This window comes from Streptomyces sp. NPDC031210, assembly GCF_055570395.1.
In genome coordinates this window covers 163,762-188,327 of record NZ_JBVIHH010000010.1, presented here as the reverse complement: position 1 = coordinate 188,327, position 24,566 = coordinate 163,762, and the positions used below count along the sequence as shown (strand labels likewise).

The 24,566-nt window shown below is 72.7% G+C and carries 20 protein-coding genes; 9 read left to right on the top strand and 11 right to left on the bottom strand.

Annotated elements, in window-relative coordinates; translation table 11 throughout:
- The first annotated feature begins 129 nt into the window (after positions 1–129).
- The 6 genes from ACZ45Z_RS20085 (at position 130) to ACZ45Z_RS20060 (ending at position 6,121) form a co-directional block, all read left to right on the top strand.
- Complete coding sequence (locus tag ACZ45Z_RS20085) at positions 130–1,023, top strand: phosphorothioated DNA-binding restriction endonuclease (RefSeq protein ID WP_468363932.1); 894 nt, start codon at positions 130–132, stop codon at positions 1,021–1,023.
- A gap of 362 nt (positions 1,024–1,385) precedes the next feature.
- A complete protein-coding gene (locus ACZ45Z_RS20080) occupies positions 1,386–1,958 on the top strand; it encodes an RNA polymerase sigma factor (protein WP_468363929.1) in 573 nt (190 codons plus the stop codon).
- Positions 1,955–3,073: a zf-HC2 domain-containing protein gene (locus ACZ45Z_RS20075; protein WP_468363926.1), complete on the top strand. Its 1,119-nt coding sequence runs from the start codon at positions 1,955–1,957 to the stop codon at positions 3,071–3,073. Before ACZ45Z_RS20080 ends, ACZ45Z_RS20075 begins: the two co-directional genes overlap by 4 nt.
- Before the next feature lie 149 nt (positions 3,074–3,222).
- On the top strand, positions 3,223–4,092 hold the full coding sequence (locus tag ACZ45Z_RS20070) for an ABC transporter ATP-binding protein (RefSeq protein ID WP_468364191.1): 870 nt from the start codon (positions 3,223–3,225) through the stop codon (positions 4,090–4,092).
- On the top strand, positions 4,089–5,459 hold the full coding sequence (locus ACZ45Z_RS20065) for a hypothetical protein (protein WP_468363924.1): 1,371 nt from the start codon (positions 4,089–4,091) through the stop codon (positions 5,457–5,459). Before ACZ45Z_RS20070 ends, ACZ45Z_RS20065 begins: the two co-directional genes overlap by 4 nt.
- Positions 5,456–6,121, top strand: a complete 666-nt coding sequence (locus ACZ45Z_RS20060; protein ID WP_468363922.1) for a hypothetical protein — start codon at positions 5,456–5,458, stop codon at positions 6,119–6,121. Before ACZ45Z_RS20065 ends, ACZ45Z_RS20060 begins: the two co-directional genes overlap by 4 nt.
- Before the next feature lie 140 nt (positions 6,122–6,261).
- On the opposite strand, the gene ACZ45Z_RS20055 is transcribed toward ACZ45Z_RS20060, so the two are convergent.
- Positions 6,262–7,215 (bottom strand): hypothetical protein, encoded by a 954-nt coding sequence (locus tag ACZ45Z_RS20055; protein ID WP_468363919.1) that lies wholly within the window; start codon positions 7,213–7,215, stop codon positions 6,262–6,264.
- Positions 7,216–7,401: 186 nt separating this feature from the next.
- Complete coding sequence (locus ACZ45Z_RS20050) at positions 7,402–8,868, bottom strand: amino acid permease (RefSeq protein WP_468363916.1); 1,467 nt, start codon at positions 8,866–8,868, stop codon at positions 7,402–7,404.
- Between the two features lie 284 nt (positions 8,869–9,152).
- Here ACZ45Z_RS20050 and ACZ45Z_RS20045 point away from each other — a divergent pair, with 284 nt between their 5' ends.
- Positions 9,153–9,452 carry a hypothetical protein gene (locus tag ACZ45Z_RS20045; RefSeq protein WP_468363914.1) on the top strand — a complete coding sequence of 100 codons (300 nt, stop codon included), beginning with the start codon at positions 9,153–9,155 and terminating at the stop codon, positions 9,450–9,452.
- Between the two features lie 174 nt (positions 9,453–9,626).
- Here the strand turns inward: ACZ45Z_RS20045 and ACZ45Z_RS20040 are convergent, their stop codons facing one another.
- From ACZ45Z_RS20040 to ACZ45Z_RS20025, 4 genes are all read right to left on the bottom strand, one after another.
- Positions 9,627–12,098, bottom strand: coding sequence for a SpoIIE family protein phosphatase (locus ACZ45Z_RS20040; protein ID WP_468363911.1), 2,472 nt, complete (start codon positions 12,096–12,098; stop codon positions 9,627–9,629).
- Between the two features lie 259 nt (positions 12,099–12,357).
- Positions 12,358–13,992: a helix-turn-helix domain-containing protein gene (locus tag ACZ45Z_RS20035; RefSeq protein ID WP_468363908.1), complete on the bottom strand. Its 1,635-nt coding sequence runs from the start codon at positions 13,990–13,992 to the stop codon at positions 12,358–12,360.
- Positions 13,993–14,193: 201 nt separating this feature from the next.
- Positions 14,194–15,105: a helix-turn-helix domain-containing protein gene (locus ACZ45Z_RS20030; RefSeq protein WP_468363906.1), complete on the bottom strand. Its 912-nt coding sequence runs from the start codon at positions 15,103–15,105 to the stop codon at positions 14,194–14,196.
- 243 nt (positions 15,106–15,348) lie between these two features.
- A complete protein-coding gene (locus ACZ45Z_RS20025; protein ID WP_468363903.1) occupies positions 15,349–15,804 on the bottom strand; it encodes an ATP-binding protein in 456 nt (151 codons plus the stop codon).
- Between the two features lie 157 nt (positions 15,805–15,961).
- Here ACZ45Z_RS20025 and ACZ45Z_RS20020 point away from each other — a divergent pair, with 157 nt between their 5' ends.
- Both ACZ45Z_RS20020 and ACZ45Z_RS20015 read left to right on the top strand, forming a co-directional pair.
- Positions 15,962–16,858: a helix-turn-helix domain-containing protein gene (locus ACZ45Z_RS20020; protein WP_468363900.1), complete on the top strand. Its 897-nt coding sequence runs from the start codon at positions 15,962–15,964 to the stop codon at positions 16,856–16,858.
- Positions 16,855–17,073: a DUF397 domain-containing protein gene (locus ACZ45Z_RS20015; protein ID WP_468363898.1), complete on the top strand. Its 219-nt coding sequence runs from the start codon at positions 16,855–16,857 to the stop codon at positions 17,071–17,073. The genes ACZ45Z_RS20020 and ACZ45Z_RS20015 overlap by 4 nt, the downstream gene beginning before the upstream one ends.
- A 292-nt stretch (positions 17,074–17,365) precedes the next feature.
- On the opposite strand, the gene guaD is transcribed toward ACZ45Z_RS20015, so the two are convergent.
- The 5 genes from guaD to ACZ45Z_RS19990 form a co-directional block, all read right to left on the bottom strand.
- The gene (guaD, locus tag ACZ45Z_RS20010) at positions 17,366–18,733 is read right to left on the bottom strand and encodes a guanine deaminase (RefSeq protein WP_468363895.1); all 1,368 of its coding nucleotides are present in this window, start codon (positions 18,731–18,733) and stop codon (positions 17,366–17,368) included.
- Between the two features lie 192 nt (positions 18,734–18,925).
- On the bottom strand, positions 18,926–19,714 hold the full coding sequence (locus tag ACZ45Z_RS20005) for an Fpg/Nei family DNA glycosylase (protein ID WP_468363892.1): 789 nt from the start codon (positions 19,712–19,714) through the stop codon (positions 18,926–18,928).
- Between the two features lie 234 nt (positions 19,715–19,948).
- Positions 19,949–22,189, bottom strand: a complete 2,241-nt coding sequence (locus tag ACZ45Z_RS20000; RefSeq protein WP_468363890.1) for a terpene synthase family protein — start codon at positions 22,187–22,189, stop codon at positions 19,949–19,951.
- A 132-nt stretch (positions 22,190–22,321) separates the two neighbouring features.
- Positions 22,322–23,197 (bottom strand): ATP-grasp domain-containing protein, encoded by an 876-nt coding sequence (locus ACZ45Z_RS19995; RefSeq protein ID WP_468363888.1) that lies wholly within the window; start codon positions 23,195–23,197, stop codon positions 22,322–22,324.
- Positions 23,197–24,132 carry an ATP-grasp domain-containing protein gene (locus ACZ45Z_RS19990; protein ID WP_468363885.1) on the bottom strand — a complete coding sequence of 312 codons (936 nt, stop codon included), beginning with the start codon at positions 24,130–24,132 and terminating at the stop codon, positions 23,197–23,199. The genes ACZ45Z_RS19995 and ACZ45Z_RS19990 overlap by 1 nt, the downstream gene beginning before the upstream one ends.
- Between the last annotated feature and the right edge of the window lie 434 nt (positions 24,133–24,566).

The window sequence follows — 24,566 nt, the reverse complement described above, 5'->3', positions numbered from 1 at the left end:
TCCCGCTGCCTCTCGCTGCGGGGAGGCTTCAACGGTTCGGACGGTTCGGACTGTTCGGCCGGTTCGGCCAGTTCGGACGGTTCGCCTGCCGGCCCGGTCGTTTCTCCCGAGCGCCTACGCTCGTTTGTCATGGACTGGCTGGAGCGCGCCGCGCAGTTGAGGCAGTGGACGCAGAACGGGGTGCGGGCTCCCCATAAGCCGTTGCTGCTTCTGTACGCTCTCGGGCGCTTCCAGGGCGATGCCCACGGCGAGTTGCGGTACACCGCGGTCGAGGCGGACCTGAAGCGGCTGCTGGCCGAGTACGGGCCGGCCAACAGGACGACGCCCGCGTATCCCTTCCATCACCTGGTCAGCGACGGGGTGTGGGAGGTACGGACCGATCGGGGGCCCGGCAGTCCTGGGAGCGGGGTGCTGGAGTTGCGGGCCACGCGGGCGGTGGGGCGGCTCGCGCCCGAGCTGAGGGCGGCGCTGCGGAGGGAACCGTCACTGCTCGGACGGATGGCACGGGTGCTGCTCGATCTGCATTTCCCGCCGTCTCTCCACGAGGAGTTGTGCGAGGCCGTGGGACTGGAGCTGGCGTCGGCGGAGACGGAACCGCTGGTGGCCGGGCGGCAGCGGCGGGATCGGCGGATGCGGGAACTGGTGCTGACCGCCTACGAGTTCCAGTGCTCCTTCTGCGGCTACGACGGGCGCGTGGGGGCGGTGCCGGTCGGGCTGGAGGCCGCGCATGTGCGTTGGTGGGCGTTCGACGGTCCGGACGAGATCGACAACGGGCTGCGCCTGTGCGCGCTGCACCACAAGCTGTTCGACAAGGGCGTCCTCGGCGTCGGCGGGGGCCACCGCATCCTGGTCTCCCGGCACTTCGTGGGGCGGAGCGCGGCGGCCCGCGAGCAGGTGGTCGCGCTTTCGGGCCGCCCGCTCATCGGTCCGCAGCCGGGCACTCGGCCGATCGCCGCCGCCCACCGGTCCTGGCACGCCCGGCAGGTCTTTCATGGTGATCCGCGTCCTGCCGCCGTGGGGTGATCGTGCCAAGACCCTCCGATAGGCCCTCCGATAGACCCTCCGAAGACCCTCCAGGGGTGATCGTCCGAGGGCCCGCCGTGGGGTGAGATGAGTGTGCGAAGGCCCGCCGTGGGGTGAGGTGAGTGTGCGAAGGCCCGCCGTGGGTGTCGTTATAGGGGCTCTTCGGGATAGGGGCCCTCCGGGTCTGTCGTCATCGGGGGCTCCTCGGGGCAGGCTCGGTGCGCCTTTCGGGGCGGGCTCGGCGCGTCTCTCGATGCGTCGCTCAGTGCGTCGCTCGGTGCGTCGCTCGGGTCTTTTCCTCGGGGTCGTGAACCGGCTGGGGTGCGTCGGGCGATAGAGGGGGCGTGAGACTGTTCCGCCCCATGGGGGCCGATCGAGAGCGGGATGACGACGCGGCGCTGCTGCGTGCCGTCGCCCGGGGGGATCAGGGCGCGTTGGCCGGGCTCTACGACCGGCACGCCGGGTGGTTGCACGCGCGGCTGACGCGGCGGTGCGGCGACCCGGAGACCGTGCGCGAGGTGCTCCAGGACACGTTCGTCACCGTGTGGCGGTCCGCGGGCGACTACCGGGGCGGCGAGTGCGGCGGCTGGCTCTGGGTGATCGCGGCGCGGCGGCTGGTGGACGCCCGGCGGGCGCGGGCCCGGGCCGAGCGCGTCGCGTACGAACCGCCGGCGGCGGTGCCGTCCGCCGAGGACCGGGCGCTGGACGGCCTGGAGTACGGGGACGTGGGCACCGCCCTCGACCGGATCTCGCCGGACCTGCGCGCGGTGTTGCGCGCCACTGTGATCGACGGCCTCACCACCCGTGAGGCCGCGCTGCTGCTCGGCATACCGGAGGGCACGGTGAAGACCCGCGCCATGCGGGCCCGGCGCGAACTGCGCGCTCTGCTGTCCCAGTTGTCCGATGGCGCGATGCCGTGGGGAGACCTCGCATGACGTGGAACGACGAACGCCCCGGGGGCCGCGGACGGGACGCCGCCCCCTCGGCATGGCATGTGGACGCGGTGATGAGCGCGCGCTACGCGCAGGGGGCGCTGCCCGAGCCGGACGCGTGGTCCCTGGAGAAGCATCTGGAGGCGTGCGGCCGGTGCGCGAGCGCGGTGTCACGGGCGGTCGGTGAGACGGGGGACGCGGCGGCGGCACTGGCAGAGGTACGGGACTCGGTGCTGCGGTCGGTCATGGAGACGGCGGAGATTGCGACAGGGGAACGGGCAGGGGTGGGGGGTCGGGCGGCGGCCTCGGGGGGAGGAGGCCGGGTCAGGGGCTCGTGTGGGCGCTTCCTCGGCGCCCACCGGCGCCTCGGTCGTCTGGTCTGGGCGGCCGGGCCGGCTCTGCGCGGGCCGTGGCTCGTCGCGTTGCTGCTGGTGTGTGCCGTGGCCGCCGGGCTGGCGTACGGCGCCGGATTCGACGGGGCGCGGCCCCTGCTGCTCGCGCTGGCCCCGGTGCTGCCGCTCGCCGGCGTGGCGCTCTCCTACGGGCCGCACGCCGATCCGATGTACGAGATCGGCGCCGCGACGCCGTCCGGCGGACTGCGGCTGCTGCTGACCAGGACCGCCGCCGTCCTGGGCGTGAGCCTGCCGCTGCTCACCGCCGTGGGCGCCTTCCTGCCCGGCCCACCGGGGATGCCCGGCACCGCGGCCTGGCTGCTGCCGGGGCTGGCGCTGGCGCTCGGCGCGCTCGCGCTCGGCTCGTACACGGGGTGCCGGACGGCCACCGGGATCGTCGCCGCGGGCTGGACGCTCGCGGTCCTGCTGCCGGTGCTGGTGGCGGGCGGCGAAGGCGGGGTCCCGGCCGGGGACGGGAGCGCCGCCGGGAGCGGTGACGGCGGCGGGAGCGGTGACGGCGGCGGGATCCTGCCGGTGACCGCGCTCGCCGAGCAACTGGCCCGGTACCTCTCGGGGGCCTTCGCACAAGGCGCTTGGGCCCTGGCCGCGTTGATCTGCGCCGGGCTGCTCGCGCTGCGCCGCCATTCCTTCGACTTCGATTTCGATTTCGACTTCGACTTCGACTTCGACTTCGGCCCGGGCCACGGCCGGGGCCCGCATCACTGACGTCTGGAGAATCCGTGTCCACGAAGAGCACGACCGATGCGGCCGGCAGCGCCGACACCGCCGGTCCGACGACCGCCACCGGCCCGACGAGCGGCGCCAGTCCGACGACCGCCACCGGCCCGACGAGCGGCGCGAGAGGAACGAGCACCGTGCGCGTCGCCGGGCTGACGGTCCGGCACCGCAGGACCGTCGCCCTCGACGGCATCGACCTCGAACTGGGCCCGGGGGTCCACGGGTTGCTCGGCCCGAACGGAGCCGGCAAGACATCCCTGATCCGCGTCCTGGCCACCGTCGCCCGCCCCGGCGGCGGCCGCGTCGAACTGCTGGGTCACGACCTGTCCGCGCACCGGGAGCTGGCGGCGGCCCGGCGCAGAATCGGCTACCTGCCGCAGGAGTTCGGCTACTACCCGGGTTTCACGGTGCGCGAGTTCGTGGCGTACGTGGCGTGGCTGAAGGAGATGCCGTCCGCCGGGGCCGGGGCGGCGGTCGAACGGGCGGTGGCACGGGTCGGGCTCACGGACCGTATCGACGCCAAGATGAAGACGCTGTCGGGCGGCATGGTGCGGCGGGTCGGTATCGCGCAGGCCGTCGTCAACGAGCCGGCCGTGCTGCTGCTCGACGAGCCGACCGCCGGCCTGGACCCCGAGCAGCGGGTGGAATTCCGTTCGCTGCTCAAGGAGTTGGGCGAGGAGAGCACGGTGATCGTCTCCACCCATCTGGTGGAGGACGTGGCGGCGGCGTGCACGGAGGTGACCCTCGTCGAGTCCGGCCGGGTGGCCTATCGCGGTACGCCCGCCTCACTCGCCGAGCTCGGCGGGCGCACGCGGGAAGCGGAGGCCGCCGGCAGCCCCCTCGAACGCGGCTACACGGCCGCCCTGCGCGACCACCGCGCCGGCACCGCATCCACCACCGGCACCGCACCCACAAGTACGGCTCCCATCGGCACCGCACCCACAAGTACGGCTCCCATCGGCACCGCACCCACCGGCGCTGCCCCCACCAAGGAGGCTCGGCGATGACCGCTCCCGTCCTTTCCCGGCCATCCGCCGCCACTCCGGCACCCGACGCGGGCGAGCCGGACCGCCGCGCTCCGCACGCGCTGCTCGCGGAGGTGCGCGGCGGCCCCGCCCGGTGGACCGCACTCGCCGCGTTCGCCGCCCTCGCCCTGCCACTGGCCACCACGGCCGGCTACTGGCAGGGGAGTTGGGGCGAGACGCAGTCGCGACTGCACCTCACAGCCATCCTGCTCGGCGGTCCCCTGGCCGCTGCCGCCGGGTGTTGGCACGGTGGCCGGGAGCGCCGGTCGCGCACGGCGGAGCTGCGGCTCTCGGGCACCAGAGGCCCGCTCGCGCAGTTCCTGGTGGCCGCGGCGCCGGTGGTGCTCGGCCTCCTCGCCGGTTACGCGCTCGTCGCGGCCGGGGCGCTGGCCGCCACCTGGCCGTACGTCTCATCGGGCCGGCCGCGGGTCTCCCCGCTGGTGGCGGACGCGGTGTTCCTGGCCGCGACGACGCTGGGCGGCATGGTCGTGGGCCGGCTCGTGCGGTGGCGGTTGGCCGCGCCGGTGCTGGCGGGCTGCGCGTATCTGGCGCTCGCCCTGCCCCCGCACCAGAGGTCGGCGCTTCGCTTCCTCAGCCCCGCCGCGACCCACGGCGGCGGCGACGTCCTGGCCGTGTGGTGGCAGCCGTGGGCGATGGTGGCGTGGACGGGCGGTCTCGCCGTCGCGGCGGTCCTCGCCCACGCCACCCGGCGGCACTGGTACGCGGCCCTGCCGGCGCTGGCCCTCGCGGCCGCCGCGGCGGTGCCCGTCGTGCGGACGGGTGAGGACATGTGGCACCCGGACCCGGCCGCGAACACGCAGGTGTGCGACCACTCCGCTCCGCGCGTGTGCGTCAGCGCGCTGGACCGCGCCCTGCTCCCGGAGGTCTCGCGCACCCTGTCGGGGATCACGGGGCGCCTCGCCGGGGTCGCGAACGTACCGACCCGCTTCGAGGACCTGCGTCGCGCTCCTCGCCGCGACGAGGCCGAACTGCCCGACCTCTACCTCGGCCAGAGCGTCGTACGCGGGGCGCTGGCCGAACCTGAGCAGTTCGCGTGGGAGGCCGCGGCCGGGCTGGTGGCGCGCGACTGCGACGCCTTCCCCCACACCCGTACCGACGACGCCGTACGGGACTGGCTGGTCTCCAACGCCCTGAGCGAGCGCAGGCGGAAGACCTGGGAGCGGGTCGCCGTCGAGACCGGTGCCCCGGACAGGGCCGCCGAGACCGCGGCCGACGCACGGGCGCTGGGCCGTCTCAGGGCCATGAGCGAGGACCGGCGGCGCGCCTGGCTGGGCCGTTACTTCGCCACCGCCCGCACGTGCGCCACGAGCGGGGTGCCCGCCCTGTGAGCCGCGGGAAGGCCGCCGTTCCCCCGGCGTACGGAATCGTCCTCCACTGCCGCTCGCGCGCCCTGCCGCTCACCGTGGGCGTACTCCTGGGCACCGCGCTCCTGGTCGCCGTCGGCGCGCATCGGCTGCCCGCCGCCGTCGGCGGTCCCCTCCCGCGGGTGCCCGTCGTGGCGCTCGCGCCCCTGCTCGCCGCCGCGGCGATCGGCACCGGCCTCTACCAGCACTCCCCCGAGCTGGAGCGGACGGCCGCGCGCCCCGGGTGGCTGCGGCGGCTGGCGCATCTGACGGCCCTGACGGCGCTCGCCGCCGGCGGTCTGGGGCTCGCCGTGTCGGCGCACGCCCCGGGGGTCGCGGCCCTGGCCATGGTGCGCGGCGTCGTGGGGGCGGTGGGACTCACGGCCGCGGCCGCCACCGTGATCGGGGCCCGGCTGAGCTGGTCGGCGCCGGTCTGCTGTCTCGGCGCGGTGTACCTGGCCGGGAGCGGCGTCCCCGGCCGGGCCGTGACGATGGGGGCCTGGGTGGCGGGTGCGGTGTCCGGGCCCGCCCCGGCCGGGCCGCCGGGGACGGAGGCCGCGGCATGGGCGTGCGCGGTCGGCGCGTTCGTCGTGGGCGGAGGGCTGTACGTACGGCGCGGGGCGCGGCCGGAGGGCCTTCGCGGCTGACGCGGGAGCCGGTCGCGCCGCCGGTGGAGGGCCTTCGCGGCTGACGCCGGAGGCGGCCGCCGCCCGTGGAGGCCCCCAACCGGCGGCCCGGAACCGGCGGCCGAGACGTGCCCACGAGCCCCACCCCCGGCCCTCCCCCGCTACCGGCCCGTGTCCGAGAGACGGCCGTGCCAGTGGGTGTAGGTCTCCAGGGGGTCGCCCTCGGCGTTCCAGGGCCAGGGGGTGGCGATGCCGTGGGTGGCCCGCAGGGCGGTCGCCGCCTCGGCGGTGCGGGCGGATTTGACCAGCGCGTAGGTCAGGATGTTCAGGTCGGCCACCGCCGCCGCGTGGCGCAGGAAGCCCGGTTGCGGCCAGTTCTGGGACGCGAGGTCGAGGGCCTTCGTCACGTGGGGGCGGCGCCAGAGTTCGCCGGCGCCGAGCGAGGTCAGGCCACCGCCGGCGGCGGCGCGCTGGTAGCTCTGGACGATGCTGGTCAGCTCCAGGCCGGCGGTCGGGGCGTCGGGCGGCATCACCGAGCGCATCCCGTCGAGCAGGTCGAGCACCTGCGCGGTCGATCCGCACTCGTCGGGCGAGAGATACCCCATGGCCTGGAGGTGGGCCTCCCGGTTCCACGGGTCGCGGGCCTTGATTTCCTGCCACACCCCCGACAGGTCCGCGTACGGGCGCCGCTCCAGCCGCAAGGTGGCCAGGGTCAGGATCCAGGGCAGGGGGTCGGCGGGGAGCAGGTCGGCGGCGAGCCGGCAGGTGCGCCGGGTCTCGCTCAGGTCGACGGGCCCACCCTGTCTGCGGGCCTGGAGGAGGTCGGACCACGCCTGGAGCAGGAGGGCGCCTTGGTCGTTCGGGTGGTGCCGCCGCCAGATTCCCGGCAGCGCCCGCCCGGCGGCTCCGGCCAGGACCTCCAGCCGGTGGCCCTTGCGGTCCCAGTCCGTACCGGCCGCCTCGATGACCTGCGCGACGCTGGCGACGACGGTGATGTCCAGCCCGCCACGCGACCAGGCGGCGTCCAGGCGCCGCCGTACGTGGCCGAGGTCGGTGTCGTCGAGTTCGTGGGCGATACGGGGAAGGCTGCCTTTGCGGCGCCTGAAGGCGGACATGGCTACGACGGCCTTCCGTTGAGGGGACGGGGCGAGGAGTCGGAGAAGGAGGCGGGGCGAGGAGTCGGCGAGAGGAGGCGGGGGGAGGAGAGTCGGACGGTCCGGGCGCGGGTCGCCGGCCCGCTTCCGCTCATGCGAGGGCGGGCGGTGTGTCGGTGCACACCGCCCGCCCTGTCAGCCGTGGCCCTACGGGGCCGTGATGCCGGTCTTCTCGTCCGCCCGGCGGCCGCCGACGCGGTCGCGGATCAGGGAGACGGCGACCACCAGCGCGGCCAGCAGCACCGAGAGCAGCACCTGGATGCGGCCGCCGCCCTCGCTGTCGTCGGTGAGCATGTAGACCAGAACGAACGAGATCATCGCGATCGTCGCCCAGGTCAGGTACGGGAACAGCCACATGCGGACGACGAGCTTGTCCGGGTTCTCGCGCAGGATGATGCCGCGCATCCGCAGTTGCGAGAAGCAGATGACGAGCCAGACGAACAGCGCGACCGCACCCGAGGAGTTCAGCAGGAACTGGAAGACGGTGTCCGGCCACACGTAGTTGAAGCCGACGGCGACGAAGCCGAAGACGACGGAGACCAGGATCGCGGTCCGCGGGACGCCGCGGACGTTCGTCCGGGCGAACGCCTTGGGGGCGTCGCCGCGCTGGCCGAGCGAGAAGGCCATGCGGGAGGCGGTGTAGAGACCGGAGTTCAGGCAGGAGAGCACCGCGGTCAGCACGATGACGTTCATGACCTGGCCGGCGTGCGGGATGCCGATCGTGTCCAGGGCGGCGACGTAGCTGCCCTTCTTGGCTATGGACGGGTCGTTCCACGGCAGCAGGGAGACCACGACGAGGATCGAGCCCAGGTAGAAGACGCCGACCCGCCAGATGACGCTCTTGGTGGCCTTGGTGACGGCTCGCTGCGGGTCCTCCGACTCGCCGGCGGCGAGGGTGACGATCTCGCTGCCCATGAAGGAGAAGACGACCATCAGCACACCGGTGAGGATGGCGCTCGGCCCGTTCGGCAGGAAGCCGCCGTGCGCGGTGAGGTTGCCGAAGCCGGTCGCGGCGTTGTCGGAGCCGGGCAGCAGGCCGAAGATGGCCAGGCCGCCGAGGGCGATGAAGCAGACGATGGCGACGACCTTGATGCCGGCGAACCAGAACTCGAACTCGCCGAAGGAGGCGACCGAGGCGAGGTTGGTGGCGGTGAGGAAGACCATCACGATCAGGGCCCAGGCCCACTGCGGTACGGCCGGCACCCAGCCTTCGAGGATGACGGCGCCCGCGGTGGCCTCCACGGCGAGGACGACGACCCAGAAGAACCAGTAGAGCCAGCCGATGGAGAAGCCGGCCCAGCGGCCGAGCGCCCGGTCGGCGTACGCGGAGAAGGAACCGGACGTCGGGTTGGCGGCGGCCATCTCACCGAGCATCCGCATGACGAAGACGACCAGCGCGCCGACCAGGAAGTACGACAGCAGGATGCCGGGACCGGCCGCGGCGATGCCCGAGGCCGAGCCCACGAAGAGACCGGCACCGATGACACCGCCGACGGCGATCATGGACAGATGGCGGTTCTTCAGGCCGGACTGAAGACCTGACTCCTGTGGAGCCTGGCTGTTCCCCGGGGGAGCGGGGGGAGCGGCCATGGGAGCAGGGGGACGTGTGGTCATCTCGACATCCATTGCGTGGTGGGAGGGGTCATGAGCGGGGTGACTGCTGGGATCGCCTCGGGAGCGGGCACGCGGACGGCCGGTTGGGGGACGGGTGTCGACCGTGGCCCTGACGGATTTCGATGTGGCGGCGAGACGCGGACCGCGTTCTTCGGGTGCCGGCGCGAGTGACGGAGCGGTTTACCGCACGACCGCGCTCTGCCCAGCCTCCTCGTGAGAGGTGAGCCGCATCACTGCCGGATGAATTTGCGCAAGCGTATGAGGAAAGGACGGGCGGCGTATTTGTGAAACCCGACAAATTCGCCCTCGATGGCTGTCCGACCGGCCAATGCGCGAGACCGGCGAAGCGGATCGCGCCGTTCCGCGAGCCGATTCCGCTGTGCCAGGGGGCGGCGAACGCGCGCGTCAACGCCGGAGCCGAGGCCGTCGCCTCGGCCGGAGCCCACGCGGGAGCGACCGCCGCACCCGACGCCTCACCCGACGCGGGACCGCACGCCGCGCCCACCGCCCGAGCCGCCGCCGTAGCCGCCGATACCCGCGCCCCCCGCCCGGCCACCCACCCGGCCGTGCCGCCCGCCAGGTGACCCGCGCCCCCGACCGGAGCACCCAGCCGATCAGCGGCGACAGGCAGCCGCAGGCGACCAGCGGCGACCGGCAGCCGCACGTCACCGCCCGCCCGGCGCCCCGCACACCCGCCCCGCCCAGCCTCCCGATCACACCGCCTCCCGATCAGGCCGTCCCACGCCACCTCACGCGTCTCACACCGCCTCACCCGCCTCCGGTGACGGCAGCCCTTGATCCGCCCAGATGACCTTGCCGGTCGGCGTGTAGCGCGTCCCCCACCGGTGGGCGAGCTGGGCGACGATCAGCAGGCCCCGCCCGCCCTCGTCGGTGGTCCGGGCGTGCCGCAGGCGCGGTGAGGTGCTGCTGGCGTCGGAGACCTCGCAGATCAGGGCGCCCTCGCGGATCAGGCGCAGGGTGATCGGGCCGGTGGCGTGGCGGATGGCGTTGGTGACCAGTTCGCTGACGACCAGTTCGGTGGTGAACAGCAGCGACTCAAGGCCCCACTCCGACAGTTGCCGGCCGGCGAGCGTACGGGCGCTGGCGACGACGGCCGGGTCGCTGGGCAGGTCCCAGGAGGCGACCTGGCTGCCGCCCAGGGCGCGGGTGCGGGCCAGCAGCAGGGCCGCGTCGTCGGACGGCGGCCCGGTCAGCAGTGCCTTCACGATGCTGGCGCCGATCTCCTCCAGCGTCGGCGCCGGCACCGACAGGGCGTGGCTGAGCCGGGACAGTCCGACACCGATGTCCCGGTCGCAGGTCTCGATGAGGCCGTTGGTGTAGAGGGTGATCAGGCTGCCCTCGGCCAGTTCCAGCTCGACGGATTCGAAGGGCAGCGCGCCCAGTCCCAGCGGCGGCCCGGCGGGCAGGTCGGGGAGGTTCACGGCGCCGTCCGGGCTGACGATCGCGGGCGGGAGGTGGCCGGCCCGGGCGAGGGTGCAGCGCCGGCTGACCGGGTCGTAGACCGCGTAGAGGCACGTCGCGCCCATGAACGTGGCGGCCACCCGCGCGTGTTCGGCCGCCGCCGACGCGTCCCCGCTGTGCGTCTCCATGAGGCCGATGACCAGATCGTCCAGGCGGGCCAGCAGTTCGTCGGGCGGCAGGTCGAGGTTGGCGAGGGTGCGGACGGCGGTGCGCAGCCGCCCCATGGTGGCGGCGGCGTTGATGCCGTGCCCGACGACGTCCCCGACGACCAGCGCGACGCGGGCCCCGGACAGCGGAATCACGTCGAACCAGTCGCCGCCCACGCCGCTCGGCGCGTCCGCCGGGAAGTACCAGGACGCCACCTCCAAGGCGGAGCCGCCGGCCAGTTCGTGCGGCAGCAGGTTGCGCTGCATCACCTGGGCCGCGGCGCGCTCGCGGGTGAAGCGGCGGGCGTTGTCGACGCAGACCGCGGCCCGGGCGACGAGTTCCCCGGCGAGCCGAACATCGTCGTCCTCGAAGGGGCCCTGCCGCCGGGACCGTACGAAGGTCGCCGCGCCCAGGGTGACGCCACGGGCCCGCACCGGCACGACCATCACCGAGCGGAATCCGTAGGCGCGGATGACGGAGTCGAGCGCCGGGTCGTCGGCGACCCAGGCGCTGGTGGCGGGGTCCAGCACCGGTTCGACGAGGGGTCTGCCTTCGAGCAGGCAGCGGGCCACCGGAGAGGAGGGCGCGCGCCGGACGGTCTCCCCCACGGCCAGGCTCGCCTCCGGGCAGCCCTCACGCACCGACTTCTGTCCCGAGCGGCGCAGGATGGGGGTGCCGTTGACCGGCCCGGCCTCGGGTTCCTCGCCGCGGATGACGGAGTCCAGGAGGTCGACGGCGACGAAGTCGGCGAGCGCCGGCACCGCGACATCGGAGAGTTCCTGGGCGGTCAGCATGACGTCCAGGGTGCTGCCGATGCCCGCGCTGGCGTCGTTGAGCAGGGCCAGGCGTTCCTGAGCCCGCCAGCGTTCGGTGACGTCGATGACCATGTACCAGATGCCGACGGTCAGGCCGCGGGGGTCGGCCAGGCCGAAGAAGGAAGCCGAGTAGGCGCGTTCCTGCTCGGGGTCGGCGTAGGTGGGACTGCGGAACTCGTAGTCCATCACCGGGGTGCCGTTCGCCAGGACCTTCCGCATCCGCTCCTCGAACGCCTCCGCTTCGAGGCGCGGCAGGACGTCCCTGACCTGCCGTCCCAGCCGGCGCTCCAGGGGGATCAGGCGTTCCAGGACGTCGTTGACCCAGACGTAGCGCAGCTCGGTGTCCAGGACGGCCATCCCTACGGGGGCGTGCGCGAGGAACGGTTCGAGCATGAGCTGGTTCACGCCGCCGCCGGGCAGCCGCCACTCTTCGAGGGCGAGGACGGACCAGCGTTCGCCGTCGGATCCGTCGAGGAGCGGGGAGACCTGAACGGCTAGCTGGACCGCTCGCCCGTCATGGTGGCGGGCCGCCACCGATCCGCCCCAGCCGTCACCCGCCCGGCACCATTGGGCGACCGCACCCGCCCGCGCCTCGTCGCCGGGGATCGCGAGCAGTTCGGCGGCGGAACGGTGCAGGATCTCGTCGACGCGGTAGCCCAGGAGCCGCTCGGCGGCACGACTCCAGGCGACGACCCGTCCCCGGGCGTCCAGTTCGGCCGTAGCCGCGTTCGCTATGTCGCATGCTCGGCCCGACGCATCCGGCAGGGCACTTTCCGAAGTCTTCATGGCCAGCCGTCACCCTCAATGGCACCTGTGTCCCATTCTAGGTTGATTGACGCCGGGAGCAGGGGCGCGGCGGAAGGGCGCGGACTCACGGCGGTGCGGGAGCGCGGCCTCACGCGAGGGCGGGCAGGAGGCCGGAACGAAGGCCCCGGCACACGGCCGGGGACGCCGCCGGGCATACGGCCGGCCACGCCGCCGGGCACACATCCCGCACACGGCCCGCACGAGGACCCTCACCACGAGGACCCTCACCACGAGGACCTCACAAAGCCGACGGAGGCAGCCTGAGCTGGAGCATGGCCAGCAGCCGTTGGTCCGGGCGGCCCAGGTCGAGGCCGGTCAGTTGCTCGGCCCGGCGGATCCGGTAGCGCAGCGTGTTGGGGTGCACGTGCAGTTGGGCGGCGGCCGCCCGCACGTCGCCGAACGCGTTCAGGTACGCCAGGATCGACTCGCCCAGTTGCCCCTGGTGCCGCCGGTCGTGCGTGACCACGGCCGTCAGACGGGGATCGCGCATGTCCGGACGCGCCGACAGCAACGCCAGCAGCTCGCTGACCAGCACCTCCGCCTGTATGTCCGGCAGCGCGGCGACCGAGGCGGTGACCCCGGCGCCGGCCATCGCGTCGAGGATCCGGTCCGCTTCCCGGCGCGACTCGGGCACCTCGCCCAGTCCGGGCACGATGCAGCCGACGCTGCCGCGCAGCGACATCCCCAGGTGGCGGCGTGCCGCGTCGGTGATCTCCTCGCCCCAGCCGCGCAGCGTGCCGAGGTCGAGGCTGCGCGGGAGCTGCGGCAGGAGCACGTAGATGCGGTGATCGACCTGGGTGACCAGGGCGCTGCGGTGCCGGGCGGCGGTGTGCACCGAGATGAGGTTGGCGACCTCGGCGCGCGTCAGCTCCGGCCCGGCGGCCTCGGTCGCCCCGTAGGAGAAGCCCAGGACGGCGGCCGGGCGGGTGGCGTCCAGCCCCAGGTGGGTGGCCAGCGGCTGGGGGCCGGTACTGCCCTCCAGGAGGCCGGCCGACAGGGTGCGGGTGAGCGTCAGGTCCGCGGAGAGCTCCCGCCGGCGGCGTACGAGGTGTTGCGCGGCGACCCGGGCGGCGCCGAGCAGCGCCTGGTCGGAACGTTCCGTCAGCGGCGTCGCGCCCTCCTGCACCCAGATGGTGCCCAGTTGCCGCTCCCCGGAGCGGATGGCCACGGCGAGGCGGCGGCGGATGCCCAACTCGGGATGGCCCTCGATGGCGATCACGTCGTCCGAGGCGCGCAGCCGCTGGAACACGCCTCGCTTGCGCAGCCACGCCAAGTACGGCTCCGGGCCCTGCCAGCCCAGGATCGACAGTCGGCGCAGGTCGTCGACCTCGTCGGAGTCGGTGGAGCGGGAGTAGGCCAGCACCCGGTTCGCGGTGTCCTCGATGCTGACGATGCCGCCGGTGAGGATCGCGGTGGTCTGCGCGAGCGCGTAGAGGTCACCCTCCTCGGGCCCCTCGCCGGATCGCCCCTGCGGCGCGTCTTCCAGAGCCGCGCGGGCCAGCGCGTCCACCTGCTCCCAGCGCGTGTCACCGCGTATCGACAGCAGCGCGATCCCCGCCTCGGTGGCGGTCTCGCTCAGGGCGGCGGCCTGCCCGGGCGCGTCCAGTTTCACCGCGACGGCGGCGGCCCCGTCCCGTCCGCCCACCCGCAGCGCGGGAAACGCCGCGCGCCCCCGGGCGCCGATGGCGAGCATCAGCTCACCGGGATGCGCGACCGGCGGATCCTCCGGGTCGAGCAGCGCGACACTACGGATCTCGACGTCCAGCCCCGCCGGGGCGGCCTGCAACTCCACGAGGGGCTCGCCCAGCGCCATCAGCAACTGACGCAGGCTGATGCCTCTGGCGGGTCTCGGTGCCGCGGCAACTGGATCCATGATCGGCGCCTCTGCTGGGGTCTGGGGCCCAACAGTACTGCGCTTACCAGCCAGGGCAACCGCCAGGGACACCCAGGCGGCGCACGGTATAGACCCTTGTCACGGGCCTTCGCACCGCCTCGCACCCCAGGCCCCGCAACCACTTCCGGCCACTTCCCCTCCCCCCTCTCCGCCCCCTTCCTCAGTTTCGGGTTCTTCGTCTCATGCGGCTTCTCTGCCTGACGGCCGGCAGTCGCGGCAGCGGCCCGGGGCAGGGGCGCGGAAGGCGCGGTCGCACCCCTCGCAGGTCTGGAGCGGGTCGGGGCGTACGGCTGCCGGGGCGGTGGGCAGGGGTGGTGGCAGCAGGTCGGTGAGGCGGTGGGCGAGCAGGGCGGCCGGATGCTTGAGGTCGTCCGGGAGGCGTGCGGTCAGGGTGCGGCGTACGGCGTCCGGGTCGGCGCCGCGCTCCAGCCAGGCCGCCGCGGCCGGCACCAGGCGACGCACGTCCCGCTCGGCGAGCAGCAGCCGCGGTTCGTGCCGGCGCAGATCCGTGAGAAGGGCGGCGGCGATGCGGTGACGTTCCAGGTCGGGGGTGTGCGGTTCGGGGAGCGGCGGGCGCGGGACGGGGCGGGGCGCGGGGGCGGGCTCCTCGGGCCGTACGGGTGCGGACGCGGGCTCCGGGGCCGGCTCAGGCATCCGCGCGGATTCGGGCACCGGCCTCGGTTCGGCCACCCCGCCCGCCGCCCCGCCCGCCGTCCTGTCCGCCGCCCCGCCCGGCTGGTTGTACGAAACAGTGCGGGTGACGACCTTGCCGCTCGGGAGGCGTTCCCGGGTGCGCTCCAGGTAGCCGTGCGATTCGAGCTCCCGCAGGGCTCCGGCGATGCGGTGCTCGCTCTCGGGGAAGCGGGCCGCCAGGAACTTGATGCCGACCAGGGCACCGGCCGGCAGCGACTGGATGTGGACGGCGAGCCCGATCGCGAGGAGGGAGAGAGCGCGGTGCTGGGCGAGGTGGTTGCCGACGACCGTATAGCGGGTGGTGTGCCGGGTGTTGACGTGGAGGACACCGGATCGGGCGGTAGGGCGGGGAACGACTGACGAGGCGCGCGTGGGCGCGCTAGGCTGTTTCAAAGCCATCGGGAAGGCTCGACTTCCTCGGTGGTCAGGCCCTCGATCGGGATTGCCGTCCCGGCCGGGGGCCGTCGCATGTCTGGTGTTTGTCGCGGCGAGCATATGCCAGCCAACCCGCCCAAAATCCAGCCCAGTTGGCCAACGTCACCCGTGCGAGTGACAGCAGCCCCGGAAGGGCCGGGAAGGGTACTTCCCCCGGTCTTTCCCCTGGCCTTTAAAGACTTGATGTCGCGGAACACCGCGTCGCGGTCACCCGCGTCGCACTCCACCGGGTCGCGGCACATGCGATCCGGTATGCAGGTCGATTTCCGCCCAAACCGTCTTGCAGGGCACGGGCCCGCCGACCACTCCCCAGCGGTCGGCGAACGCCTCGACGAGCAGGAGCCCCCGCCCGGACTCACCGTCACCCGCTTCGAGGGCGAGGACGGGCAGCCGTTCGGCCCGCGCGTCGGTGGCCTCGATACGAAGGGTGCCGCCGCGCACGGTGAGGATGATCCGAAAGTCCCGCCCCGGCACACGCCCGTGAAGGGCCGCATTGGCGGCCAGCTCTGCGACAACATGAGCGGCGGCCTCCAAAGGCAGCCCCCACGACCGAAGTTGCTCAGTAGCCAGCAGCCGCGCAAGCCGGGCCCCCCGCCGGGTAGCGGAAAGCTGCACAGCGAACTGCCGGACGGCAGCGTCATTTTTGACGACTTCTCGATTCATGTCACTCAGCGTGGCCACGCCCGCCTACCGTGAACAGCGATGACACCGTTGCGTACGGAGACTGTCCCGCGCTTGTCCAGTGTTGTCCTGACTGTCCGGAGTGACATGGCGGGGAGGGAGGCGTTGACGAAGGACGGCACCTCGGAGGTGGGCACGGATGGGCGTGGACGACGAGCACGTGAACAGCGGGAACAACGGGGACAACCGGGACAACGGGGCGGATGAACCCGGCTGGGACGTCGATCCGGACGACGAGTCGGGTGCGGCGGTGGTGGCGGCCGTGGGCCGCCAGATCAAGGTGTGGCGCGAGGCGGCGCGCATGCGGGCCGGCGAGTTCGGCGCGGCCATCGGATACGGGGAAGACCTGGTCTACAAGGTGGAGGGCGGGCGCCGCATTCCCCGCCCCGAATTCCTGGACAGGGCAGACGAGGTACTGGGCGCGGGCGGCAAGATCGCCGCCATGAAGCAGGACCTGGCGGAGGTCCGGTACCCGAAGAAGATCCGGGAGCTGGCGAAGCTGGAAGAACGGGCGGTGGAGCTTGCGGCATACGGCAGCCACAATCTGCACGGATTGTTGCAGACAGAGGAATTCGCCAGGGCGCTGCTCGGGACGCGGCGTCCCGCACTTTCCCAGGACGAGTTGGAGCGGGCGGTGGCGGCGCGCATGGCCAGGCAGTCGATCTTCGATCGGGCGCCTGCCCCTGAGCTCAGCTTTGTGCAGGAGGAAGCATCCCTACGCCGCCCGATCGGGGGCGCCATGGTCTGGCGCCACCAGCTCGAAAAGCTGCTGGAGGTTGGGAGGTTGCCGTACGTGGAGATCCAGGTGATGCCGACCTCCCGCTGGGATCATCCTGGTACGGGCGGGCGGATTCAGGTGCTGAAGTTCGCTGACGGTTCGGCTGTCGGGCGCGCTGACGACGAGTTTGCTGGTCGTCCGGTTTCCCATCCCAGGCAGCTCCGTATCCTTGAGCTGCGGTATGGCATCATCCGGGCTCAGGCTCTCGCGCCAGCGGAGTCGCTGGCCTTCATCGAGCAAGTGCTGGGAGAATCATGATCCACAAGCTCTTCACCGGGGATGGTTCCGAGCTGGAGTGGTTCAAGAGCAGCTACAGCGACAGCAGCAACCCCAACGACTGCGTTGAGATCGCGCGTGACTCCGGCACGGTTCACGTCCGCGACTCCAAAAACCCCCAGGGCCCGCGACTCGCCTTCCCCCCGGGCCCCTGGACCGCCTTCGTGTCGTACGCCGCCAACACCTCCGCCGGCTGAGCCGCGCCCTCACTGGGCGGCCTTGAACCTCGGCAACGGGCCCCTCTCTCCCAGCCGGAGAATGAGCGTCGCGTTGTTCCCCCGCGCCACCTGCTCGACGGGACTGCGGAAATGAAGAGATACCTGCGTGTCAGCTCGCTGCGGTGCCTGGGCCGGATCCGGCGGGTTCTGGAAGCGCACCCGTGGCGGCTCATCCCCGCGGCGCGTCAGCCGAGGGCGTGAAGGACCCGAAGGGCGTCCTCACCCTGCCGGGCAGCGGCGAGCTCATGGAGGTGGAGCCCCGCCACCGCTCCTACTGGTCCGCCCGCTGCTCCCGTCCGGCGTCCCGGTCGTGTGCGAGGGTGCCCGCGACGTAAGTGGCGCGTACGGTGCGGTCGTCGCCCAGGGTGGCGAGGATGAAGAGAAGTTCCTCGATGTCTTCGACGTGGGCGGTGCGTTCGGTCAGGAGAGGGGTGGCGCGGGGGTCGAGGATGACGAAGTCGGCTTCGTGGCCCGGTTGCAGGGAGCCGATGAGGTGGTCCAGGCCCATGGCCTCCGCGCCGCCGCGGGTGGCCAGGTAGAAGGACTTGATGGCGTCGAGCGGGTAGCCGCAGAGCTTGGCGACCTTGTGGGCCTCGTTCATGGTGGTCAGGAGCGAGAAGCTGGTGCCCGCGCCGATGTCGGTGCCCAGGCCGAGCTTCTGGTGGCGCCGGCCGGGTACGCCCTTGGCCTCGCGCATGTCGAACAGGCCGCTGCCGAGGAAGAGGTTGGACGTCGGGCAGTGGGACAGGGCCGTGCCGGACTCGGCGCAGCGGTCGCGTTCGGCGGGCGTGAGGTGGATGCCGTGTGCGAGGACCGCGCCGGGGCCGAGCAGGCCGTAGTGGTCGTAGACGTCCAGATAGCCGCGGCGGTCGGGGAAGAGTGAGCCGACCCAGGGGATCTCGTCGGCGTGTTCCGACACATGGGTGTGGACGAGTGTGCCGGGGTGTTCCTTCCACAGGGCGCCCGCCGCGGCCAGTTGGTCGGGGGTGCTGGTGGGGGCGAAGCGCGGGGTGATCGCGTACAGGTTGCGGCCCTTGCCGTGCCAGCGTTCGATGAGGGCCTTGGACTCGTCGTAGCCGCGCTGCGCGGTGTCCAGGAGGCCCTCGGGGGCGTTGCGGTCCATCAGGACCTTGCCGGTGGCCAGGCGCATACCGCGCTCGGACGCCGCCTCGAAGAGCGCGTCGGCCGAGTCGGGGGCGGAGGCGGCGAAGGTCAGCGCGGTGGTGGTGCCGTTGCGCAGCAGTTCGTCGCAGAAGGAGGCGGCGCGGCGGCGGGCGAGGGCGCCGTCGGTGAAGCGCAGTTCCTCCGCGTACGTGTAGCGGTTGAGCCAGTCGATGAGTTCGGCCCCGAAGGAGGCGATGACGCCGGTCTGTACGTAGTGCAGGTGGGTGTCGACGAATCCGGCGCTGATCACCTGGCCGGGGTAGTGGACGGGCGTGACGCCGGCCGGCAGTCGCGGGCGCAGGGCGGTGTGGTCGCCCGCCGCGGTGATCCGGCCGTTCTCGCAGATCAGCAGGCCGTCGGGCTCGTACGCGAACGCCTCCTCGTAGGGGGTGCGGAACGGGTCCGCCCGGAAGTGGACGAGGGTGCCTCGTACGGCGGTGACCTGGGGGGCGGGAACTCCGGGCTCGCTCGTCATCGTCTGCACTCCCGCACTTCAGGGTCGCTCGTCATCATCCGCACTCCCGCACTCCCGCACTTCGGGCTCCTTCGTCATCGTCCGCGCTCCTTCTCGCGCCTCATCGCCCGCACTCCTCTCTCGCGTGTCAATCGCCCGCGCTCCTTTCTCGGATCACCTGCCGGTCTCATACGGGCAAAGGCCGCCTCGCCCTCAGGGAGCCTGGGGCTGGCAGCGGGGGCACCACAGGGTGCCGCGGCCGGCGATCCGGGCGCGGCCGAGCGTCTCGCCGCAGCGTGGGCAGGCCGGGCGGGCGTCGTCGCGGTGGCCGGTGAGCCAGGACGGGTGCGGGGGGACGCAGCCCTCGCGGACCGCCGGCCGCAGCGTGCGGCGCATGTCCGTATACAGGCGGCGCCGTTCGTCGCCCGTCAGGTCACCGGACCGGCGCGCGGGGTGCAGTCGGGCGCGCCAGAGGATCTCGTCGGCGAGGAGATTGCCGAGACCGGCCAGGATCGACTGGTCCATGAGGACGGCCTTGACGCTGCCGCGCCGCCCGGCGAGCGCGTCCTCGAACGCCGCACGGGTCACCGTCGCGGCGTCCGGTCCCTGCGGCCCCATGATCCGGGTGATGCCGGCTTCGTCGTCGGCGAGCCAGAGGCCCTTGAGTTTGCGCTGGTCGCGGTAGCGCAGTTGCCGGTCGCCGCTCAGCGCGAACGTGATCCGGTCGTGGGGGTGGGGCGGGTCGCCGGGATCGGCGCACACCAGGCGCCCGGTCATCCCGAAGTGCAGCAGCACGGTGGGGCCGTCGGTGCGGGCGAGCAGCCACTTGCCGTGCCGTCGCGCCTCGGCGAAGTGGCGGCCTTCCAGCGCCTGGCGCAGCCGCCGGGCGCTCACCTCGTGCAGCACGCCCGCGTCGTGCACGTCGACCCGCCGGATCAGCCTGCCCCGCGCACAGGAGTCGAGGATCTCGCGGAACGCTTCGACATCGGGCAGCTCGGGCATCCACGGTCACCGCCCCTCCTGAGGGTCCCGGCTGAAGGTCCCGACGGCCGGTTCCGGCGCCGGTCCCCCATTTTTACCCGTAATCGGGACATTCGGGAGATTCGGGAGAGTGGGAGGGCTTTCTTCGGAGGGCCGGACGCGGCGGGGGCCGCCCCGGCCCGCCCGAAGCTCTTCGGGCGGGCCGGAAGACGGCTTCCGGCCTCGACGGGCCGTGCGGCCGTGCGGCCGCGGGCGCTACCCCGCCCGCAGAGCCGGCCACGGGGCGCGCGCCCCCGAGGTGCCCAGGCCCGTGGGGCCGGGGAGCCAGGACGGGGTGCCCGGTGCGTGGTGCAGGTCTTCCTCGCGGTAGCGGCGGCATTCCCGGTGCCAGGTGAGGATGCCCGACAGCCAGTTCTCCAGCTCCCGCACATATCCGTCGAGGGTCGCGCGGGCCTGTGCCGACAGCTTGAAGTCGTCGTAGACGACGGGCAGTTCGTTGGCGGCGACGTGCTGGAACTCGCGCATGCGGGAGTTCATCAGGTCGTGGATGACGGCCAGCCCGGTGGCGTAGTCGCAGCCGAAGAAGTTCTGGACGACGAGGATGCCGTTGTGGACCTCGCCCTCGTACTCGATCTCCTTCTGGTACGAGAAGACGTCGTTGAGCAGGGCCGCGTAGTCGGAGGCGGCGTTCTCCAGAGCGCGCATCGGACCGGTGCGGTAGATCTCCGGCGGCACCTCGCGGCCGTGCCCGAGGCGGCTCAGGCTCATCGTGAGGTCGGAGCCGAAGGTCGCCCGGCGCATCTCGATGTAGTCCACCGGGTCGGGGATACGGTTCTGCGCCTGGTTGTCCAGCTCCCAGAGCCAGCTCGCGGTCATGGTGTCGACGGTGGCGCGGAAGGTGCGCCGTGCGTCGGGGGCCATGGGTCCGGCCGTGCGGACCCACAGGTCGGCCAGGGCCCGTTCGAGGGCGCCGACGGGTTCCGGCACCGGGGTGGCGGAGTCGAGCGGCATGAGGGCGGACAGGCGTGCGGTGCAGACCTTGGCCGCGGCCAGGTCACGGGTCCGGCCGAAGACCGCGGGGTAGTAGTCGTCGGCGTACGTGCCCCAGGTCAGCCACTGGGAGCCGAGGTCGAGCTCCTCGGGGGTGGCGTCGGGGTGGAGACCGGCGGCGCACAGCGGCAGGTCGTACCCCACCAGCGCGTCCTCGTCCCAGATGTCGGAGAACGGCACCCCGGGCTGCGGCTCCAGCAGGCCCATGCGGTGCGACCAGGTGACGATGTTGCGCCGGGCGGCGTCCAGATGCGGGCTGAGCCGGGCCTCGAACGGCATGTGGATGTCGGGGATCCGGGAGGGCCCCACCCGCGTCGGCACGTGGCTGTGGCCGCGCAGGCGGGGTCCCACGGCGGTCGCGAGGGCTGCGCTCAGGTCCGCGGCCGAGGTGCCGAGTCCGCCGACGGCGAAGGGCGACCAGGGCGCGGACGCGTCGGCGGGTCCGGCCGCGGTGCCGCCGCCGTTCATGTAACGGCTGGAGCGCATATGCCATTCGTGGCCTCCGGACTGCCAGTCCTGGAGCCCCTTCGCGTACGCCAGGACATCCGCGCAGGCGTGCGGGTCGAGGCCCTTTTCCAGGAAAAGCGCGGGGAGTTCGGTCACGACGGTGTGTTCGAACTGCTGGAGACGTGAGGTGATGAGGTCATTGACCGCGTCCGCGGCTTCCTGGGTGGTGCAGCCGAGGAATTTCTCCAGGACGAGGACGCCATTGCTCAGCTCCCCCTCGTCCTCGGTTTCCCGCTGGTAGGAGAAAAGGTCGTTGCGCAGATGCACACCGTCGGAAAACGTGTCCTTCAGGACGCGCAGGGGCCGGGATTCGGCGACGGCCGCCGGGACCTCGGCGCCGGTCGCGTACTCCACCAGGCCCGCGGACCAGGGCGCCCCGCCGACCTTGCGGCGCATTTCGATGTACTCGACGGGGTTGGGGACGCGATGGATATTGATGTTCGACAGTTCCCACAGCGACTCGTTGAGCAGATGTTCGGTGCTCTCGGCGAATCGCGCCCGCCACTCCAGGGACATGTCCGGCACCGTGCGGGCCCAGAGGTCGGCCAGGCCCGCCTCGACGGGGTTGGTGGGCTCGGGGACGGGCGTGGCCAGGTCCATCGGCATGAACGCCGGCAGCCTGTCGAGGTACTTCTTGCCGCCCTCGCGGTCCAGGGTCCGCTTGAACTTCTCCAGGAAATGGTCGTCGAAGAAGAAGACCCAGACATACCAGTCCGTGACGAGCGAGAGCGCACGGGCGGGGGCGTCCGGGTGGGTGTAGGAACACAGCAGCGCGTAGTCGTGGGCGTCGAGGTCCCGCTCTTCCCAGATATTCGAGCCCTCCAGCATTCCCATGCCACGGGCCCACGCCTTCGAATGCGCGCGCGCCTCCTCCAGGTGCGGATTCAACCGCGCCGGGTGCGGCGTGTAGAACTTCGGCAATTCGAATGGCTGTGTCACTGTTGCCGGCCTTTCGCGATGCGTGCGGAAGGAAGGCGTGGCGGTACGCCCCCCTGACGGCACAGCACTACCCGGGGCGGCCGGAAAGTAGACTCATCTGCTCGCGAACTTGCGTGCGGGGGTGGGTTGTTGCTAAGGAAATTCGGGCACGCTCGTACGCGTATTCGGTATTCCCGCCGGTGTCGGCGCCTTGTGGTGTCCCGATGCGGCCCTGAGGGCCAGGTCCGCAAGCGCCTCGGGCGCGCCCGACTGGCCGCGGATGCCCGGGAAGGCGTTGATGTCGACGATGAGCGGCGTGCCGTCGCCCGCGTCGAGAAGGTCCACGCCGTAGACGTCGAGCGCGAAGGTCTCGCCTACGCGAAGCACCAGGTCGGCCCAGCCGTCGGGCAGTTCGCCGAGCGCGAGGGGACGGGTCGGACCACGGCCGCCGGGGGCCAGCTCCGAGCGGCGCAGGCCGGCGAAGAGCCGCCCGCCGATCGCCCACAGCTTGTGGTCCCAGCCGTCGTTCGGGGTGAAGCGCTGCGTGATCACGGGCTCTTCGGGCCAGACGGCGGCCAACTCCCGAAGGCGCGCGGCGGTGTCGGCGAGGACCACCAGGTCGTGGCGTCGGCTGAACCGGCTCTTGACCACCAGCGGACCGGCCGGTTCGCCGTCCCGCGCCAACCGCCCCAGCGTGGTCGGGGCGGTGGTCCCGGCGAACGGCAGACCGGCCTCGCGGGCCAGCCGGGCCATGGCGACCCGGTCCTGGCAGAGCGCGGTGGCCGCCGACGAGTTGAGCACCGGCGCGCCGCTCGCCTCCAAGGCGGCGGCGAGGGCCAGCGCGCGGGGCGTACGGGACTTGAGCAGGTAGACGTCGGCCGGCGCGGCCGAACCGGTCGGCGCGCCGGGTGGTACGCGGCCGGGCGCGCCGGGGTCCAGGTGCTCGACCCGGTGCCGGGGGGTCAGCAGCGCGGTGGCGGCGGCCAGCAGCGGGTGCCCGGGCTCGGGCGTGATCAGGCAGATCCGCATCAGGCACCGCCTACGGCCGCGGCGGACCGGGCGGGAAGCGGCTCGGGCTCCGTGGGGAGCGGCTCGGTGGGGAGCGGCTCGGTGGCCGGGCCCCTGCCCGCCCCCGGTCCCACTCCCGCCCCCGTTCCCGTACGGGCGAGACGCAGCACGGCCGCCGAGACCCGCGCGACCGCGTCCGGGACCTGCCGGAAGCTGGGGAAGTCGTTGATGTCGACGACCACGGGCCCGTCGGGGCCAAGCAGGATGTCGGCACCGTAGAGGTCGAGGCCGAAGACCGTACCGATGTCGGTGGCGATCCGGGCGACTTCGCGGGTGAGCGGCACCCGGCGTTCGCGGACCGTACGGCCGGGGTGGAGCGGGGAGCACCGCTCGGTCGCGAAGAGTTCACCGCCGACGCAGTAGACCTTCAGGTCCGTACCGGAGTTGGGGACGTAGGGCTGGGCGATGAGCAGGCCGCCACCGGCCGGCTCCGCCTCCGGGCCGGTCAGCCGGTCCGGCGTCGCCACCAGGCGTACGGCGCGCCCGGCACTGCCGTCGGCGGGCTTCACCACCAGGGGGAAGTCCGCCTCGGGTATCGCGGCGAACTCCTCGGGCCGGGCCGCCGCGTAAGTGACGGGAACGGGCAGCCCGCTGCCGCGCGCGATGACCGCGGCCAGCGCCTTGTCGCGTACGCCGCGGATCGCCCGGGCGTCGTTCACCGTGGTCAGCCCGACGGCGGCGGCCGCCTCTAACAGCGTCAGGCCGGGCCCGCCGGAGACGGTCTTGAGGACCCAGGCGTCATGGCTGCCCGCGCGTATCGCCTCGGACATGCGGATCAGCGAGCGGCCGGGGCGCAGGACGTCCACCTGGTGGCCCCAGGCGGTGAGTTGGCGGATCACGTCCAGCGGCATGCCGTCGTAGCGGTACTGCTCCTCCACCAGGAAGCAGAGTCTCATCGGTACATCCTCGAAATATCGCCGCACGTCCACCGTCCGTCCGGCAGATCCAACGTACGAGCATCCCATGCGTTCCCGTGCGTCGATCACGGGGAAGCGGGCGCGGCTCACCGGCCGCTCCGCGTGTTTCGGCGAAGTTACGCCACCTCGGGAAGGCGGGACGACGGGCCTGACCAGGGGCGCGTCGAAGGCTGTCGAGCGTTGCGCCACCGGCCCGCCCCGAAGCGAAAATCCCGCATGCCGGAAGCCTTGTTCCGCTTCTGGGGCGGTTCTAGGGTCGGGCCACCCGGCGCGGCTGACCTCGTTCACGGGTGTTTTCCGGGCTTCGTCGCGTGCACAGCACCACCCCGCTGCTGCCCGTGCGCGGACGCCCCAGGGACGAACGTGCTCAGTGAAATCGCAGGCCAGTTAGTTGGTCAGAAGGACCGGAAGCG

Bases quoted from the DNA above. Each gene is read 5' to 3' on its own strand.
- ACZ45Z_RS20085 (WP_468363932.1), top strand. From the start codon at position 130: ATGGACTGGCTGGAGCGCGCCGCGCAGTTGAGGCAGTGGACGCAGAAC.
- ACZ45Z_RS20080 (WP_468363929.1), top strand. From the start codon at position 1,386: ATGGGGGCCGATCGAGAGCGGGATGACGACGCGGCGCTGCTGCGTGCC.
- ACZ45Z_RS20075 (WP_468363926.1), top strand. From the start codon at position 1,955: ATGACGTGGAACGACGAACGCCCCGGGGGCCGCGGACGGGACGCCGCC.
- ACZ45Z_RS20065 (WP_468363924.1), top strand. From the start codon at position 4,089: ATGACCGCTCCCGTCCTTTCCCGGCCATCCGCCGCCACTCCGGCACCC.
- ACZ45Z_RS20055 (WP_468363919.1), bottom strand. From the start codon at position 7,215: ATGTCCGCCTTCAGGCGCCGCAAAGGCAGCCTTCCCCGTATCGCCCAC.
- ACZ45Z_RS20050 (WP_468363916.1), bottom strand. From the start codon at position 8,868: ATGACCACACGTCCCCCTGCTCCCATGGCCGCTCCCCCCGCTCCCCCG.
- ACZ45Z_RS20040 (WP_468363911.1), bottom strand. From the start codon at position 12,098: ATGAAGACTTCGGAAAGTGCCCTGCCGGATGCGTCGGGCCGAGCATGC.
- ACZ45Z_RS20035 (WP_468363908.1), bottom strand. From the start codon at position 13,992: ATGGATCCAGTTGCCGCGGCACCGAGACCCGCCAGAGGCATCAGCCTG.
- ACZ45Z_RS20030 (WP_468363906.1), bottom strand. From the start codon at position 15,105: ATGGCTTTGAAACAGCCTAGCGCGCCCACGCGCGCCTCGTCAGTCGTT.
- ACZ45Z_RS20025 (WP_468363903.1), bottom strand. From the start codon at position 15,804: ATGAATCGAGAAGTCGTCAAAAATGACGCTGCCGTCCGGCAGTTCGCT.
- ACZ45Z_RS20020 (WP_468363900.1), top strand. From the start codon at position 15,962: ATGGGCGTGGACGACGAGCACGTGAACAGCGGGAACAACGGGGACAAC.
- ACZ45Z_RS20015 (WP_468363898.1), top strand. From the start codon at position 16,855: ATGATCCACAAGCTCTTCACCGGGGATGGTTCCGAGCTGGAGTGGTTC.
- guaD (WP_468363895.1), bottom strand. From the start codon at position 18,733: ATGACGAGCGAGCCCGGAGTTCCCGCCCCCCAGGTCACCGCCGTACGA.
- ACZ45Z_RS20005 (WP_468363892.1), bottom strand. From the start codon at position 19,714: ATGCCCGAGCTGCCCGATGTCGAAGCGTTCCGCGAGATCCTCGACTCC.
- ACZ45Z_RS19995 (WP_468363888.1), bottom strand. From the start codon at position 23,197: ATGCGGATCTGCCTGATCACGCCCGAGCCCGGGCACCCGCTGCTGGCC.
- ACZ45Z_RS19990 (WP_468363885.1), bottom strand. From the start codon at position 24,132: ATGAGACTCTGCTTCCTGGTGGAGGAGCAGTACCGCTACGACGGCATG.